Raw genomic sequence first — 15,162 nt, 5'->3', positions numbered from 1 at the left:
ACTCTCTTTTTGTAAGTGTCGAACAAAATGCACAACACCTCCTACCCGCATTATTCGCGGCTATATTTGTATAGGAAAAATAATTTCGTTTATGAACGCACCATTGTGATAACATTCACTTTTCTAGGCAAAATTTACTCCCTTTTCAAGTTATCCCGCTATTTGCTGAGCAGTAAGACCCCCACCTCAAATTCAGCGAAAGCAAAGAAGTTAGGTCGGGGTCGGGCTGCCCGTAAATGCCCGATTGGTGAAGGCTAATAATCAGTGGGGATGAACAAAATCCCCACTGATTAAAGTTTCACTTTATCGTAAAACGATAAACCTATACATTCTGCAAATTTTGATTTTCTGTATTATTTTACTATTGACAAAGAATTTTGTCCATGCTTTATCAGATTTATTTTCTAAGAATAATAGCTTAATAAGCTTCCATTAATAGAAATTATCCCTCACTATGTAGGCTTTTATCACTAACAATAATTCCATCTTCATCTACATAAACATATTCATTCGGCTTCCATTCAACCTCACCAAATTGCACCGGAATATTTCTTTCTCCTTTTCCTTCTTTTACACTTCTATTTGGCATTGTCCCTAACGCTACAATACCAATATTAATATTTTTTAATGCACTAGAATCACGAACATATCCATTTACAATAATTCCTGCTAAGTTTCTTTCTTCCGCAATAGCTGCCAAATTATCACCGAGTAACGCACAATTTTTAGAAGCTCCGCCATCAACAACTAATACTGTACCTTCCGGCAGTGTTTGTAACCCCTCTTTTACTAGTACATTATCATCCTTCACTTTTACCGTTGCTATTTTCCCATAAAATTGTTCTTTCTTTCCATAAGATTGAAAAGACTGGCGACATATTTGTAATTCCTTTTCAAATTCATCACATAGATCCGTAGTTTTCCACATCTCTTTCCCTCTTTTCTTTTCCTTTTATATTACATATTCTTGGATTTTTTTCGTTTCCCTGTCTAATGTTGCAATAATTTGTATGTGCGGTGAAAGTTATATACAAATGAAGGAAAATAAAGCTTACCACTTGAAACTATTGCTTTAAGTAAAAAACTTTATTATAATCTATTCCACTCCTATGAAAACCATTTATTCTATCATAGATATAAGAAGGGATTGATCATAATAATCAATCCCTTCTGTCAAAGTATAATGTCACTAAAAATTCTTTAAAAATCTTAGTTCCAAATTTTATTTACCCATTCAGGATGATCAATAAAAGGATTGCGATTATGTTGATATTTTGTAAAAATCACTTCATTACGCTTTCGCTCTAAATCATCGACAGGGTCTTGTTCATTCCATTTTAATAAAACAGATAATTTCCCCATGTATGGATCTTTGTTGTTATTCACCTTTTCATTTAGTTCTAAGTCTATTTCGCCGTTGTCTCCTTCGTAACGAACAGCCATGTAAAACAGCATTCTAGCAATATCTCCTTTTACACTATCACGAGGTTCCCAAGAATCACTATCATATTTACATTCTGTCGCTTCCGAATGGTTCATACCACCATTATCAAAATCCAGATTTCCACGTGAACTATTTACAGATACATCTGTCGCTCTTAAATGATGCAGATCTGTTCCTGGTCCTGCAGCCGTTCCAAAATCACCGTGTGATTTTGCCCAAACATGCTCTCGGTTCCAGTTATCAACTCCTGAACCATTCGTAAATTTCCCTTGCGAACGCCCAGTATATAAGAGCAACACATTATTTTTATTATTTGGATCTTCATCAGTATCTCTTAGCGCTTCCCAAACCGCACTGTATGATATCTTTGTATGATTATCAATAACATTATGAAGTTCCTTCTTTAATTCTAAACCCGTTTTTCCTATAGCGTTATTATAATATGTATCGTCATAGTTTTTTACAGTAATCTCTTGTGCTGAAAACGTATCTACTTGTGGAGATGCAGAAACTACTTCACCATGTATGATATCTGTAAATGATAGAGATGCAGAACCTAAAATAAAAAATGAAGATAGTGTAACCATAGCAAGTTTTGTGTTTCGGAACTTCATATACCCATTTCCCCTTTAAAATATAATTTGAAGCTATTCGCTAAAAAATGCTTTCTCCCCCCCAAAATTCTTTAGAAACCCATACCCCTCTCTTATAAAGATTATTAAAATATTCTTTACAACTAAAAAGTAGTTTAATATTAACTTATAAATTTAAATTTATTTATGCAATAATGCATATTTGATAAATACTTAAAAAAACATTTTGAATAAAAAGCATTCAAAGAAAACCATGCCACAAAACAGATAAAGTGAAACTTTAATCAGTGGGGTTTTGTTCATCCCTCACCCTACTTCTTCGCTTTCACTGAATTTTGAGGTGGGGGGTCTTACTGCCCGGCAAATAGCGGGATAAAGTCTAAGACAGAAATAATAAAAATCAAGATGATAGCTCGACTTTTCCTTTTTCCATAACTGTCTTTTTTTGTGTAAAACCTTTCTTTCTCTGAATAATACGTACAAAAATAGATTGGATACCATGTAGGCACCAATCTATTTTAATTAAAGAAACTGTGTCAATTCTGAGTTCACAACACGTTGTGCAGTAATGATAACACTTTCAGCTGTTAGTCCATAAACACTATATAGTCCACCAGGTTGATTAGGAACAATTTGAACTTCATATTCAAATGCTTGTCCAAAAGCAGGATGAACTAAACTTAGAGTTACAAAAGTAGAAGCATTAGAATTCACATTGAAGTTTACCTGTTCAATTAATACTAATGAACCGTCAAGTCTAAAAACTCTAGCTACTCCAGTAAGTGGGCCCGCAGTACGGTTAAGGATCTTCACCCTAACTCTATTTGCATTAGCAGGTTGATTTCCTACGTTTTCAATTGGTCCTGTAGTAAGAGCCATATAACATCACCCCCCATTATATTATTATGATATTCAACGATACACATTGACGTTATAGTTTAATTACCCAATTTATTTTAAATAAAAAAGCTTGTTTCTTATATTTTTTATAAGAAACAAGCTTTTCTTTTTCAACTACCATTCCTAAGACAAGTTTATCCGTCTCGAAAACATTTACAGTTACTTGATGTTTATGCTGGGACAGAACTACTACTATTTACTTTGCATCGAATCTATATACTTTTTAACTACTTCATATACATATTCTTGATTTGCCGCTGCTGTATTCGGGTTGTATTTTCCGCCGTTTGTTTTATTGTTAGATAACACTCGAATTCCTAAAAATGGTACGTCATAAGCTTTTGCGATTTGCGCTGCTGCAGCACCTTCCATTTCTTCTACAGATGTACCGTATTTTGTATGGAACCACTTAATTCTATCAACTTCATTATTCCAAACGTCTGCTGAACCTATAGTACCTTCCACCACTTTACCTTTTGTATATTTATCTTTTACTGCATTAGCTGCTGCAAGTAAATCCTTATCTCCCTCGTAGTATCGGATTTTCTCAGCATTTGGATCTTCTCCTGCACTCCCTTCAGAAGCCATCAGGTCCATAGATATCCATTTTTCCGGTTCAATTCCTTGGTTCTCATTCATATTTGTTGTTTTTAGTGAACCTATATTCGCGACTTGTTTTCCTAAAACAATATCAAATACATTTAAATTAGGATCATGTCCACCTGATGTTCCTTGGTTAATAATTGCTATAGGCTTATATTTTTCAATAGCCACTGCTGTAGCGGCTGCTGTATTTTCCATTCCTTTACCTGTTTTCGCAACGATTACAGGATAATTGTCTACAGTTCCTTTATAAAATACAAAACTCCCAGATTTTTCTTCTTTCACATTTTTTAACCTTTTTGCAAATTTTTCAGCTTCTATTGGCATTGGGCCTTGAATTAAGATAGGTTTTTGATCACTTTTTGCCTCAGCTACTTGTTTTGGACTAGCATTACATCCTGCAAGTATTGCAAATGACAATGCGATAGTAGTTGCTAGGGAAGCATATTTTTTTAACAGGTTTTTCTTCATAAATAATCTCCTCTTTCTCTTGTTGTTTCACATACTCGGAGTTTTGGTCCAAAGAAAAAAGTTCTAGAAATTGTAGAAGAATCTCTACTTTCTAGAACTACGGTAGTCAAAGTTAATTAAGCAAAAAATGAGGCCAATGCTAAATTATAGATCGGTAGCGGCTCAATACACCGAACGACCGAATACTTTAACCCGTAGTCCAGTTCTTTCATTGGGAACTAGGTAGAAACGCTCGGACCATATTACCGAGTATATACGAGTGATGTTTTTTTAATTATTATATGGATAATATAACAAACTATTAGTGAATACGCAACGAAAAACATGAACATTCCTCTTCAAAACCCAAAAAATGTTCGTTTTTAAAAGGATATCTAATAAAAAAAACATTTTACAATGGATTTTTATTACAAAAAACATATACTGAACTATATTAGCCCACAACAACCGTTAGGAAACATCCGTCCAAAATAAAAAGAAGCTCCAATGAGCTTATATTTAGGTCATAGATTTTATAGGGGTATCGCCAAATACCCATCAACTTAAGAAATATGCTCTTCCCAAAAACGAAAAAAACGAGCTGAATTCTCATAAATTACTGTAGCGATATAAAGTTTTCGTTTTGAGGATATATTAAAAACCTAGGTTGATGGGCATGAAGGGTACACCTATTATGAATAATAGATATGAAACATTTCAAAAAATAATAAAAAGAGCTGATTCAAAGTTTAGTTTAAATCAGCTCTTTTTTAGTACTTTTATGCCGATATATCTTGTTTTTCTCGCGGTGCAAATTGTTTTCCACTTCGATTTTCCATAAATATGAAACATAAAGATAGGTGCTGAACAAATACAAATGATCAGAGTAGATTTAACAAAAATATTTTACGAAGTAAGCGAAGATAAATTTTTATCAGGAGTAAGGCCTGCCTGGTAAATGTATAGTTTATAAAAGAGACTAGCCGTACATGGGACGAGTCCTTAAAATACAATCCTGCTAGAAATTTTCGCGCTATATTCTCTTTTTTTTATGGTAGTTGATTAACAACACTTTCTAAAAATTTGTCTACCATTTCTTTTGATGTATCCGGTGTATGATAACCAATCGTAAATGTAAGCCTTCCATTATAAAAGCTTGCACCCATTGAAAAGAATGGCGCATACATAATGGGTGATGTCATATACCCGTCCTCAGCTTGAAATTCGCCAAACTGAATAGGTTCATCAGCGATCACCCCGAAATTTGTCAGTAATGGCAATGCCATCCCCATCTGTAAAGCCTGTTCATATTGCTGACTATACATTTCCTTCACCACAGATAGCTTCATACCTGCCAGTAGCTCCATTCCTGCTGCTGAAGAAAGACCTGGATTTTGAGACTTTATTTTATCCATTGATTGTTTAATTCGAACGAGAGTCTGATTAAATGATTCATCATCCCCCATTTTAATCACTGGCATTTCCATGCCAGATAAGTTACAAATAGCACCAGTTGTATAATTAGGCAGATATCGACGTAAATCAATTGTTAAACCGATCATCTTTTCTGCGGTGCGAGGTTCTGCATACACAGTGAAATGTGATAAAGCTCGGAAGTATGCAGTCATGATTACATCATTCAAGGTAGCCTGTTGTGCTTTTGTCCATTGGGTTAGACGTAGAGATTGCTCATGGCTCAACCGCCGTACGGACATTTGAGGGGATTTATTTTTGTTGGGTTGAGATGGAAAAGACCATAACGATGCCTGTTGTTCTTGGTTAGGACGATACGCACTTTTTATGTCCGATATTCCAGCATATTTGAATACATGTGATTGATCTCGAAAACTCTCATTTCCCTCACTAAATTCCTTTATAATTTGATCCTTAGATCGTCCTAAGGAAAGATGAGTATAAATTGCTCCAAGCAAATTAATATATTCCTTGACTCCTGCACCATCTGAACATAGATGAGATAATTTCACAACTAACATGTCTGTTGTAGTGCCTCGTAATAATTTTGTTTGAACCATAGGCCCCTGAATACGATCACCAGGTTCCTTAATAAAATCTATTGCCATTATTTCAAATTCTTGATCATTTCCTTCTGTAAAAAGGCAAATAGGTGAGTTAGTGGCAGATGAATGCTCCTCCCAGTAAGGAATATCATTTTCTACAAACCGGCTGTTCAAAACCGGCTGCAATTGTAACGTTATCCTTACTGATTGTTCAAGTATTTCCTTTGATATACCTACAGGAAAATAAAGAACTGCATTAATTTGTTGATCTGCAGCATAAAGACCTAATACATAATTCATTCGATCTTGAGGTGTTACTGAAAACTTTCTTTGTTCCATAATTCCGTCCCCCTTTTAAGACTTTTTTTCGTATAACCTTATTCTCCATATGGTTGTAACTTTTCTAGTCACTTTTCTTCAAGAACAAATAATTTTTATTTTTGTTTTTTACGAAAGCATCTTTTCCGTACTGGTCCCATTCTTTTCGTGGCTCTTTGTAGGTGATATACCCATTATTTTATTATTATTAACCCTTCCTATCTATTTTAGATAAATCAAACGAATATTAATTTTGTTTATATATATGCTAACATTTTATAATAGTGTTTGTTAATTATCAATAAAAAATATTTTTTATGTCTGTTAATAAAAAACAATAATATAATACGTTCTGGTGTTACTTCATAATAAAAGGTTGATGGGCATGGAGGACCACCAACCTTTTATCATATTTCTTTAGATGTTTGTATTCATTCTAATTAAACTAAATATTCAATCTTTATTCATTTCATTCATTATGTAAATAAATAAAGATAATCAGCCCTCATAATGGACTAACTATCCTATAAATTATTATCTGAATTTAATAAAACTAGAACTTCGTTATCTCACCAAACTGCGCTCTCGTCACTTTCGCCAAGTCATCCACTTTCAACTCAACTTGTATGCCGATTTTCCCGCCGCTTACTATCATCGTATCAAGCGATTGGGCGCTTTCATCAATACATGTAGAAAATAACTTCTTCATTCCTACTGGTGAACAACCGCCGCGAATGTATCCTGACACTTTCGTAATATCTTTTACAGGAATCATTTCAATCTTCTTTTCACCTACTGCTTTTGCGGCTGCTTTTAAATTTAGTTCCTCATCTACTGGAATGATAAAAACGTGATAATTTTTACTATTCCCTTGAGCGATTAACGTTTTATATACTTCTCTCACTTCTCGTCCAATTTTCTCGGCCACTGATACGCCATCAATTTTCCCATCATCCGGATCATATGACATCATCGAATATTCAATTTTTTCTTTATCTAATATTCGCATCGCATTAGTTTTATCTTTTTTCATAGCGGTCTCCTTAAAAAGTTATTTCATATTATTAAGTTTTATTATATTATACACCCTTTCCCATTTCTCCTACATAACTTCACGTATATTTCAAAACTAAAAATATTGATAATTCAAAAATCATCTGATATAATTTGGAAAAACTTACGTTAAGGAGAGATTTGTAATGCGAAATTTTAATACTTCTTTCCAACTTCATCATCATACGTAACGCCGTGTATCCGAAGAAAAATTTTTCTTCGTGGGTACAGGGCTTTTCCTGTTGACCCACGAAGCGTTCAAAAAGCTATGTGGGTATTTTTATACCTGCATAGCTTTTTTTAATTTAAAAGAGGAGTGATTACAATGGAAATGAAAAATGTAAAAGGAACAAAAGACTATTTACCAGAGGAACAAGTATTGCGAAACAAAATTAAAAGAGCGTGTGAAGATATATTTGAACGGTATGGATGTAAGCCTTTAGAAACCCCAACGTTAAATATGTATGAACTTATGGCATACAAATACGGCGGTGGTGATGAGATTTTAAAAGAAATATATACACTTAAGGATCAAGGGAAACGCGACCTTGCCTTACGCTATGATTTAACAATTCCATTCGCAAAAGTCGTGGCAATGAATCCGAACATCCGCCTTCCTTTTAAACGTTATGAAATTGGGAAAGTATTTCGAGATGGTCCGATTAAACAAGGGAGATTTCGTGAGTTCATTCAATGTGACGTTGATATAGTCGGTGTAGAATCCGTCATGGCAGAAGCAGAACTTATGAGCATGGCGTTTGAGCTGTTCCGAACGTTAAACTTAGAAGTAACGATTCAATATAACAATCGAAAATTATTAAATGGTATTCTCCAGTCTATTAACATCCCTATCGAATTAACGAGTGACGTAATTTTATCATTGGATAAAATCGAAAAGATTGGGATTGATGGTGTACGAAAAGACGTATTGGAGCGCGGGATTACTGTAGAAATGGCCGATACAATATGTAATACTGTTTTATCTTGCCTAAAGCTCACTATTACCGACTTTAAAGACACTTTCAATAATACACTTGTCGCCGATGGAGTAGATGAACTACAACAACTACAGCAATATTTAATCGCCCTCGGAATAAATGAAAATGCTATATTCAATCCGTTTTTAGCACGAGGGCTCACGATGTACACAGGTACCGTGTATGAAATTTTTCTAAAAGATGGCTCGATTACATCCAGCATCGGTAGCGGTGGTCGATACGATAATATTATTGGTGCATTCCGTGATGATAATATGAACTATCCAACAGTCGGTATTTCATTCGGTTTAGACGTTATTTATACAGCACTATCACAGAAAGAGGCAATATCATCTACAGCGGATGTATTTATCATCCCACTCGGGACAGAATTACAATGCTTACAAATTGCCCAGCAATTGCGTTCTACTACTTCCTTAAAAATCGAACTTGAACTAGCCGGACGTAAATTGAAACGTGCCCTTAATTATGCCAATAAAGAAAATATCCCGTATGTGCTAATAATTGGTGAAGAAGAACTATCTACAGAAACAGTTATGCTGCGAAATATGAAGGAAGGTAGTGAAGTAAAGGTTCCCCTTTCTTCTTTACGTAATTATTTATAATACGAACCACCCTCATTTGGGTGGTTTTTCTAGTGCATAAATAAAGTGAAACTATAATCAGTGGGTGTTCATCCCCCACTGATTATTAGCCTTCACCAAACGGGCGTTTACGGGCAGCAGGGCTTCCACCTAACTTCTTTACTCTAGCCGAATTTTGAGGTGGGAGTTTTACTGACCACCAATAGCGGGATAAAGAACCAATCAGTTTACATAATATTATTATCTGTTTTTCCTGAATGTGAATTACAAAAGTATATCCATTCACCACTATATTTAGTAACATATTATTTAGGAGGAATTAACTTTGAAGACAGTCGTAAAAGCATTGAAGTGGACTACAGGTATATCCCACCTTTTATTAATTCCTTATTATTTACTTCAAGGAATAGTTGACTTATACGGGATACCGCTACTTATAGTAATTACTTTACATATCATTACAATTTTATTAGCTAAAAAGGAAGACATGAAAACCTATTCTAATTATATAGGTATCCTCACTATTCTAGTTGCCTTCTTTCCTTATATAGCAATCGTTCTGCATATTATAGCAGCCATTTTCCTTTTATTAAATGCGGCTTCCGCGAACACAAAAGAAGTGTATGATTCATAGTGGATTGAAAAACAGAAATTAGAGAAAAATTTTTCCATCCTATACAAAAAAGAGGGCAGATATACATCTCCCTCTTGTGTCAAACTATTCTTGTTCTTGCTCGTCCAAAATCTTCTCAAATGCAGCAGATACTTTTTCAAATACCTCGTCACTCTCAATGTATGAGAATTCACTATCTTCTTCTACTTTTAAAAAGAAGATATCAATGTCTTCCTCAGTTTCTGTTTGAATATCTTCAACAAAAGCAACCGCAATATATTCTGCTCCTTCGACATCCATCGCTCCAAGTACTTCAACTTCTTGTTCTTCATTATTCTCGTCGCTAAGGCTAAAAACTTCGCCTACTTCAATATCTGACATATTCATTCTCCTCCTATCACACTCTAAAAAATAGAACGTTCAAATCGTATACTTACTAACATATCTTTCCATAAAAAAGTTGAATTCATACAGAAAGAACAACAAATTCTTGCTGGTTCAGCATAAGTATCCCATTAATACTATAAACGATGAATATAAATTTTCATATTAAAGAGACTTATGCAGCAATTCCAGTACGTCTTTCATCGCAAAAGGCCCATCTTTTTTCACATGCTCAGCGAATTCCGAAACGAGACGTAACGTTTTCACACTTTCGATTGGATGCTCCCCTGACGCACTTTCAGCAGAAAGCATAACAGCATTCGTCCCGTCCAGTACAGCTTGAAATACATCAGTCACTTCAGCTCTTGTAGGAATAGAATGATCTACCATAGATTGAAGCATTTGTGTCGCTGTAATGACATATGTATTCGTTCGATTACATTCACGAATCATCATTTTTTGCAAAAGCGGAATAAATTGATACGGTAATTCCACACCTAAATCTCCCCTTGCGACCATAATGCCATCCGCTTCTTTGCATATGTCTTGAAAATTCTCGATTGCTTCCATCGTTTCTATTTTTGCAATTAAATTAGGAGATGTTTCTTTATGTTCATGTATAAAACTTCGTATTTCCTTTATATGACTAGGTTTTCTAACGAAAGAACACGCAATAAAATCAACATTCTCTTCTAAAAGAAACTGAATATCTTTTTTATCTTTTTCTGTAATAGCTGGTAAACTAACAATTGTACCTGGTAAGTTTACCCCCTTATGAGAAGCAATATTTCCACCTGTTTTTATCCTCGTTTCTATTTTGTCCGCACTTACCTTTTCAACAATTAATTCAACTTCTCCATCATTAATAAGAATTCTACTTCCAACTTTTACGTCATTCGCAATCTCCACATAATCAACACTTGCTTCTTCTTTACTCCCTTGTACTGGATTGGTATGTAAAATAAATGAATCCCCTGCTTCAAGTGTAATTTGTTCCTCTTTCATTTCACCCAATCTTATTTTAGGGCCTTGTACATCCCCTAGAATTTTAATAGAATCGTCTAACGATTTTACTAAACGCATGATTGTTTTATGACTTTCATGCGTGCCATGTGATAAATTCAAACGAACAATTTTCATACCATTGTTTATTAGCTGCGCTAATGTTTCTTCATTATTACTCGCTGGTCCAATTGTACAAACTCGATCAATTGTCATGTTCCCACCATCCTTTTTCTAATGTTTCCCATAAAATAAAGAGAAGATTCTTTTTATAGGAAAGACTGTGTAACTTAAAGGTGCACAAAGGTTTTATATGAGAAGAAGCGATTGCTGAATACGTAGCTTAAATTTAACTTTTGGTGTCCAATATTTTGACTCAATAGTTATTGTTAGTTTCGTTGCAATAGGGTACTACTAATAATAAATCTTGTTTACATACGAACGATAGATTGGGATATCGAAAACAACCTATGGAGGAATCACAATGAATAATCTTCATAAAAAGATAACGGGACTAACTTTAGCAGGAACGATAGCAATAGGTACATTAGCAGCAGGAATCATGATGAACCATAACGAGGTAAAAGCTGCGGTAAAAAAAGAAAGCAAGCAACCCAAAAATGTAATTTTCATGGTTATAGATGGGACAAGTTCTTCTGCTACAACATTGGCCCGGTGGTATAAAGGCTCACCTCTTGCACTAGATCAAATTGTATCCGGAGGTGTTCGTACGTATTCCGCAGAATCAGCTATTACGGACTCTGCACCGGCAGCCACAGCTTTAGCGACAGGAAACAAATCAAATTCAGGTTACGTGGGCGTATTACCTTCTATTGTGAATTCACCTGGCTTAGAACCAGTGAAAGAAGAATTCAAGTTTCGTCCAGTTGCCAACGTATTAGAAGGCGCAAAACGTTCCGGCCGCGCGACAGGAATCATTGCTACTTCAGAAATTCAGCATGCTACTCCTGCTAGTTTCTCTGCCCACCACGTTAACCGTAAAAATTTTGAACTACTTGGTGAACAGCAAGTTTATCAAAATATAGAAGTTGTATTAGGTGGTGGAAAGGCAGCACTTCAGCCTACGACAAGCAATGGCATTCGTAAAGACAACGAAGATTTAGTAAAAGTGATTCAAGACAAAGGGTACGACTTTGTCGAAACAAAAGATGCGTTACTAAACTCCAAATCAAAGAAAATCTGGGGTTCTTTCTCTAATACTGCCCTTGCCTTCGATATGGATCGTGAAGCAAATCATCCTGAGCAGCCCACTCTTTCCCAGATGACGAGAAAAGCAATTCAAACATTATCAAAAGATAAAGATGGTTTCTTCTTATTCGTAGAAGGTAGTAAGGCAGATTGGGCAGCACATGCAAATGACCCAATCGGGATGATTAGCGATGTATTGGCGTTTGATGATGCAGTTACAGAAGCGTTAGAGTTTGCGAAGAAAGATGGTAACACTATGGTCATTGCTTTAGCGGATCACGGTAATAGCGGTATTTCCATTGGCAACAGCAATACAACAAAAGGATATGATACTACACCAGTATCAGCTTACATTGACCCACTGAAAAAGGCGAAAATGACACTTGAAGGTGCTACAAGTAAACTAAAAGATGATTTATCTAATATAAAAGAAGTAATTGCTCTTTACGGTTTAGACAACCTAACTGATGATGAAAGAGAAAAATTAAAAGATGCACATAAGAAAGCTGATGTAGGTCCAATCCTTACTAAATTATTGGCCAACCGTGCGAACATCGGTTTTACAACTGGTGGTCATACAGGTGAAGATGTATTTTTATACTCTTACGGTCCTCAAAAGCCATACGGTTTAGTCCAAAATACAGACATTGCGAAAATAATGGCTAAAGCAATGGGATTTCAATTAGGAGAAATCACTAAGAAATTGTTCTTAGATGCTGAAACGGCCTTTAAACAAATTGGTGCAACTGTAACAATTGACAAAAAAGATGTACGAAACCCGGTGCTTGTAGTAAAACGCAATAATACGGCGGCCAAATTGTTTGTTAATAAAAACATTATTCGTATCGGTGGGAAAGATTATGAATTAGGAAGCATTGTTGTAAAAAGCAATGGGAAATTCTATGTACCTGAAAAAGCAATTCAACTATTCACAAAGCATTCTCGCTAAAAAAGATTGTTTCATTAAATTTCGCTATTGTAAACAACTTCACAATATTTACATATTTCTAAAAATAATTGATGTAATTGCAAACATTCTTCTTTTAGATTTACTACCCCTATCATACAATAAATTTGGAAGCTGTTTTTTGTAATTTTATACCATTAAAACGTTTAATAAAGTTGGGGGAAGTCAAAATGAACAGTCTCTTTAACAAAAAAACTATTAATGTTTGGCGCGCAATTTTTAGTATTTTATTAATTATCATTGCTTACCTAGGTTTAGTATTTTCAGAAATACTTATTAGCTTCACATTTTTGGCGATAGCAGGTTTGGTTGGATTATATGTAACCTACGGACTAGATGGTATTAAGTTAGCTTTTAGTCCCTTACAAAAGGGAGCAACTAAAATCATTTTGATAAGTTACGTATGGAACATTTTACAAAGTTTTGCTATCGCACTATCACTGAAATATATTTTCCATTATCAATTTGCTACTAATGCAGCTAGTGGTATTTTTGAACACAATACTCCCGTTCAATTTACTCTTAATTTTGTAATTATTGTATTCAGTTTAATTGGTGAAGAATGTTTAGTTCTAGTCCCATCAATACTAGGGATCTACTACTTAAAAAGAAAAGGAATTAATGAAAAGTGGGCAATGATTTTAATAACACTTATTGGAGCATTTATTTTCGGTTTAGCACACTATTTTACATACCAAGGAAATTTGATTCAGATTTTTGCTGTCATCGCTTTAGCTAGATTACCTTTCAACTGGGCTGCATTTAAAGCTAATTCAATATGGGCAAGTGCTATCGCGCATATCCTATTTGATGTTTCTACTTTCTTATTAACATTGTTAAGTTAGAATATCTTTAATAAAACTATATTAAGGAGCACTTTTACGAAGTGCTCTTTTTCGAGTCTCACATACTTACAAAATAAAATTCCCGTTAAAAATAATAAGTTTTAAAAACTACTAAATTACAAATTTAAATAGACTACTATATATTTACAAGGAAGTATTTTTTATGACTTTCTATCAAAGAATATCTTTAATTGTTATCCCTCTTTTCTATCATTATAATGTTCCTTTCAAATGAAGCCTTTATTTCTTAAACCGAAACGCAAATGAACAATAAATAACATAATTTAAATAGAATAAGACAACTACCTCAACAACCGAAAAAAGGCCTACTCACACGAGTAGGCTTTTGAAACTATGAAAGCTTCGTTAATAATTGATTTAAATCTTTTTTCGTTTTCGTCGTTAATGACTTCATTTTATTAACATCGATCTTTTCTTTCTCCGCTCCTACAATTAACGGATACATACTTTGACCAATTGTTTTAGAATCCGTCGGATGTGATGCTTCTAACTCTTTTTCAATTACATCCCACTTCTCATTAATTTGTTTTCCGAGTTTATTTACTGTATCTAACTTAGGATTAGCAGCCAACTGCTTGTCTAAGCTATCAATTAATGCAACAACTTCTTTAACGCTCGTTTTCACAGCAACACTTTTCTTCGGATCTTTCGTTGTCTTTCCGTTATTGTTTGTGCTTGTACTTGTGCTTTGATCTGTTGTTTTCCCGCTAGTAGTTTGATCATTCGTTTTTCCTGTTGTTTCTTTTTCTTTTGTTTTTCCATTCTCATTTTGAGTTGACGTTTTACCGTTGCTTTCTGTTCCTGTTGATTCCTTTGTATTTTTTGCATCTTTATCTGTTTTTTCATTCGAAGAAGTATTTGTGTCTTTTTCAGTATCTTTCGTTGTTTTTGACGCTTCATCTGCACTTGTCGTTTTTGATTGCTCTTCATTTTGTGCAGTTGCCTGATCCTTCTTCGCTGCATCTTTATCTGTGGAGGTACTACAAGCTGCCATTGTAAGCATTGTACCAATTGCTACTGATGCGATAGCGACCTTTTTCATTTTCATAAAAATCCCCCTATGTTTACAATTTTATCCTCCTCTTTACGATTCTATTTTCCCTTGAAAAATTCCTTTTCACACGAATCATCATCTTTCCGACAGTAATCTTCATAATAAT

At 34.5% G+C, this 15,162-nt stretch carries 13 protein-coding genes and 1 riboswitch; of the genes, 4 read left to right on the top strand and 9 right to left on the bottom strand.

Going from position 1 to position 15,162, the window contains the following annotated elements:
* Positions 1-442 precede the first annotated feature (442 nt).
* From rraA to ybaK, 6 genes are all read right to left on the bottom strand, one after another.
* The gene (gene rraA / locus CDB3_RS08110) at positions 443-928 is read right to left on the bottom strand and encodes a ribonuclease E activity regulator RraA (RefSeq protein ID WP_128854055.1); all 486 of its coding nucleotides are present in this window, start codon (positions 926-928) and stop codon (positions 443-445) included.
* 281 nt (positions 929-1,209) lie between these two features.
* Entirely contained in the window at positions 1,210-2,058 is an 849-nt protein-coding gene (locus tag CDB3_RS08105; protein ID WP_002110882.1) for an endonuclease I family protein, read from the bottom strand.
* A gap of 501 nt (positions 2,059-2,559) precedes the next feature.
* Positions 2,560-2,916, bottom strand: coding sequence for an ATPase (locus CDB3_RS08095; RefSeq protein ID WP_087954886.1), 357 nt, complete (start codon positions 2,914-2,916; stop codon positions 2,560-2,562).
* A 213-nt stretch (positions 2,917-3,129) separates the two neighbouring features.
* Positions 3,130-4,011 carry a 5'-methylthioadenosine/S-adenosylhomocysteine nucleosidase gene (locus CDB3_RS08090; RefSeq protein WP_128854053.1) on the bottom strand — a complete coding sequence of 294 codons (882 nt, stop codon included), beginning with the start codon at positions 4,009-4,011 and terminating at the stop codon, positions 3,130-3,132.
* Positions 4,012-4,186: 175 nt separating this feature from the next.
* A riboswitch (purine riboswitch) is annotated at positions 4,187-4,290 on the bottom strand.
* A gap of 749 nt (positions 4,291-5,039) precedes the next feature.
* A complete protein-coding gene (locus CDB3_RS08085) occupies positions 5,040-6,347 on the bottom strand; it encodes a condensation domain-containing protein (protein ID WP_128854052.1) in 1,308 nt (435 codons plus the stop codon).
* A 532-nt stretch (positions 6,348-6,879) separates the two neighbouring features.
* Positions 6,880-7,359, bottom strand: a complete 480-nt coding sequence (gene ybaK, locus CDB3_RS08080) for a Cys-tRNA(Pro) deacylase (protein WP_128854051.1) — start codon at positions 7,357-7,359, stop codon at positions 6,880-6,882.
* A gap of 345 nt (positions 7,360-7,704) precedes the next feature.
* Here ybaK and CDB3_RS08075 point away from each other — a divergent pair, with 345 nt between their 5' ends.
* Together CDB3_RS08075 and CDB3_RS08065 are read left to right on the top strand one after the other, a co-directional pair.
* Positions 7,705-8,982: a histidine--tRNA ligase gene (locus tag CDB3_RS08075; protein ID WP_128854050.1), complete on the top strand. Its 1,278-nt coding sequence runs from the start codon at positions 7,705-7,707 to the stop codon at positions 8,980-8,982.
* 304 nt (positions 8,983-9,286) lie between these two features.
* Positions 9,287-9,595 (top strand): hypothetical protein, encoded by a 309-nt coding sequence (locus tag CDB3_RS08065; RefSeq protein WP_128854048.1) that lies wholly within the window; start codon positions 9,287-9,289, stop codon positions 9,593-9,595.
* Positions 9,596-9,679: 84 nt separating this feature from the next.
* Here CDB3_RS08065 and CDB3_RS08060 read toward each other — a convergent pair whose 3' ends face one another.
* Together CDB3_RS08060 and CDB3_RS08055 are read right to left on the bottom strand one after the other, a co-directional pair.
* Positions 9,680-9,955, bottom strand: coding sequence for a DUF1292 domain-containing protein (locus CDB3_RS08060; protein ID WP_071744143.1), 276 nt, complete (start codon positions 9,953-9,955; stop codon positions 9,680-9,682).
* A 168-nt stretch (positions 9,956-10,123) separates the two neighbouring features.
* The gene (locus tag CDB3_RS08055) at positions 10,124-11,176 is read right to left on the bottom strand and encodes a pyruvate kinase (protein ID WP_128854047.1); all 1,053 of its coding nucleotides are present in this window, start codon (positions 11,174-11,176) and stop codon (positions 10,124-10,126) included.
* Positions 11,177-11,444: 268 nt separating this feature from the next.
* Between CDB3_RS08055 and CDB3_RS08050 the strand changes: the two genes are divergently transcribed.
* Together CDB3_RS08050 and CDB3_RS08045 are read left to right on the top strand one after the other, a co-directional pair.
* A complete protein-coding gene (locus CDB3_RS08050; RefSeq protein ID WP_128854046.1) occupies positions 11,445-13,118 on the top strand; it encodes an alkaline phosphatase in 1,674 nt (557 codons plus the stop codon).
* A 188-nt stretch (positions 13,119-13,306) separates the two neighbouring features.
* Positions 13,307-13,981, top strand: coding sequence for a CPBP family glutamic-type intramembrane protease (locus CDB3_RS08045; protein ID WP_128854045.1), 675 nt, complete (start codon positions 13,307-13,309; stop codon positions 13,979-13,981).
* Between the two features lie 352 nt (positions 13,982-14,333).
* On the opposite strand, the gene CDB3_RS08040 is transcribed toward CDB3_RS08045, so the two are convergent.
* The gene (locus CDB3_RS08040) at positions 14,334-15,050 is read right to left on the bottom strand and encodes a hypothetical protein (protein WP_128854044.1); all 717 of its coding nucleotides are present in this window, start codon (positions 15,048-15,050) and stop codon (positions 14,334-14,336) included.
* Positions 15,051-15,162: the final 112 nt, after the last annotated feature.

The sequence above is a fragment of the Bacillus sp. CDB3 genome, from assembly GCF_002081505.1.
GTDB classification, from domain to species: Bacteria; Bacillota; Bacilli; order Bacillales; family Bacillaceae_G; genus Bacillus_A; species Bacillus_A cereus_AT.
Note: the sequence above shows the minus strand (reverse complement) of the source record. Positions and strands in the feature narration are given on the sequence as shown.

Excerpts from the sequence above, each read along its gene's own strand:
- rraA (WP_128854055.1), bottom strand. The coding sequence starts at position 928 with ATGTGGAAAACTACGGATCTATGTGATGAATTTGAAAAGGAATTACAA.
- CDB3_RS08105 (WP_002110882.1), bottom strand. The coding sequence starts at position 2,058 with ATGAAGTTCCGAAACACAAAACTTGCTATGGTTACACTATCTTCATTT.
- CDB3_RS08095 (WP_087954886.1), bottom strand. The coding sequence starts at position 2,916 with ATGGCTCTTACTACAGGACCAATTGAAAACGTAGGAAATCAACCTGCT.
- CDB3_RS08090 (WP_128854053.1), bottom strand. The coding sequence starts at position 4,011 with ATGAAGAAAAACCTGTTAAAAAAATATGCTTCCCTAGCAACTACTATC.
- CDB3_RS08085 (WP_128854052.1), bottom strand. The coding sequence starts at position 6,347 with ATGGAACAAAGAAAGTTTTCAGTAACACCTCAAGATCGAATGAATTAT.
- ybaK (WP_128854051.1), bottom strand. The coding sequence starts at position 7,359 with ATGAAAAAAGATAAAACTAATGCGATGCGAATATTAGATAAAGAAAAA.
- CDB3_RS08075 (WP_128854050.1), top strand. The coding sequence starts at position 7,705 with ATGGAAATGAAAAATGTAAAAGGAACAAAAGACTATTTACCAGAGGAA.
- CDB3_RS08060 (WP_071744143.1), bottom strand. The coding sequence starts at position 9,955 with ATGTCAGATATTGAAGTAGGCGAAGTTTTTAGCCTTAGCGACGAGAAT.
- CDB3_RS08055 (WP_128854047.1), bottom strand. The coding sequence starts at position 11,176 with ATGACAATTGATCGAGTTTGTACAATTGGACCAGCGAGTAATAATGAA.
- CDB3_RS08050 (WP_128854046.1), top strand. The coding sequence starts at position 11,445 with ATGAATAATCTTCATAAAAAGATAACGGGACTAACTTTAGCAGGAACG.
- CDB3_RS08045 (WP_128854045.1), top strand. The coding sequence starts at position 13,307 with ATGAACAGTCTCTTTAACAAAAAAACTATTAATGTTTGGCGCGCAATT.
- CDB3_RS08040 (WP_128854044.1), bottom strand. The coding sequence starts at position 15,050 with ATGAAAATGAAAAAGGTCGCTATCGCATCAGTAGCAATTGGTACAATG.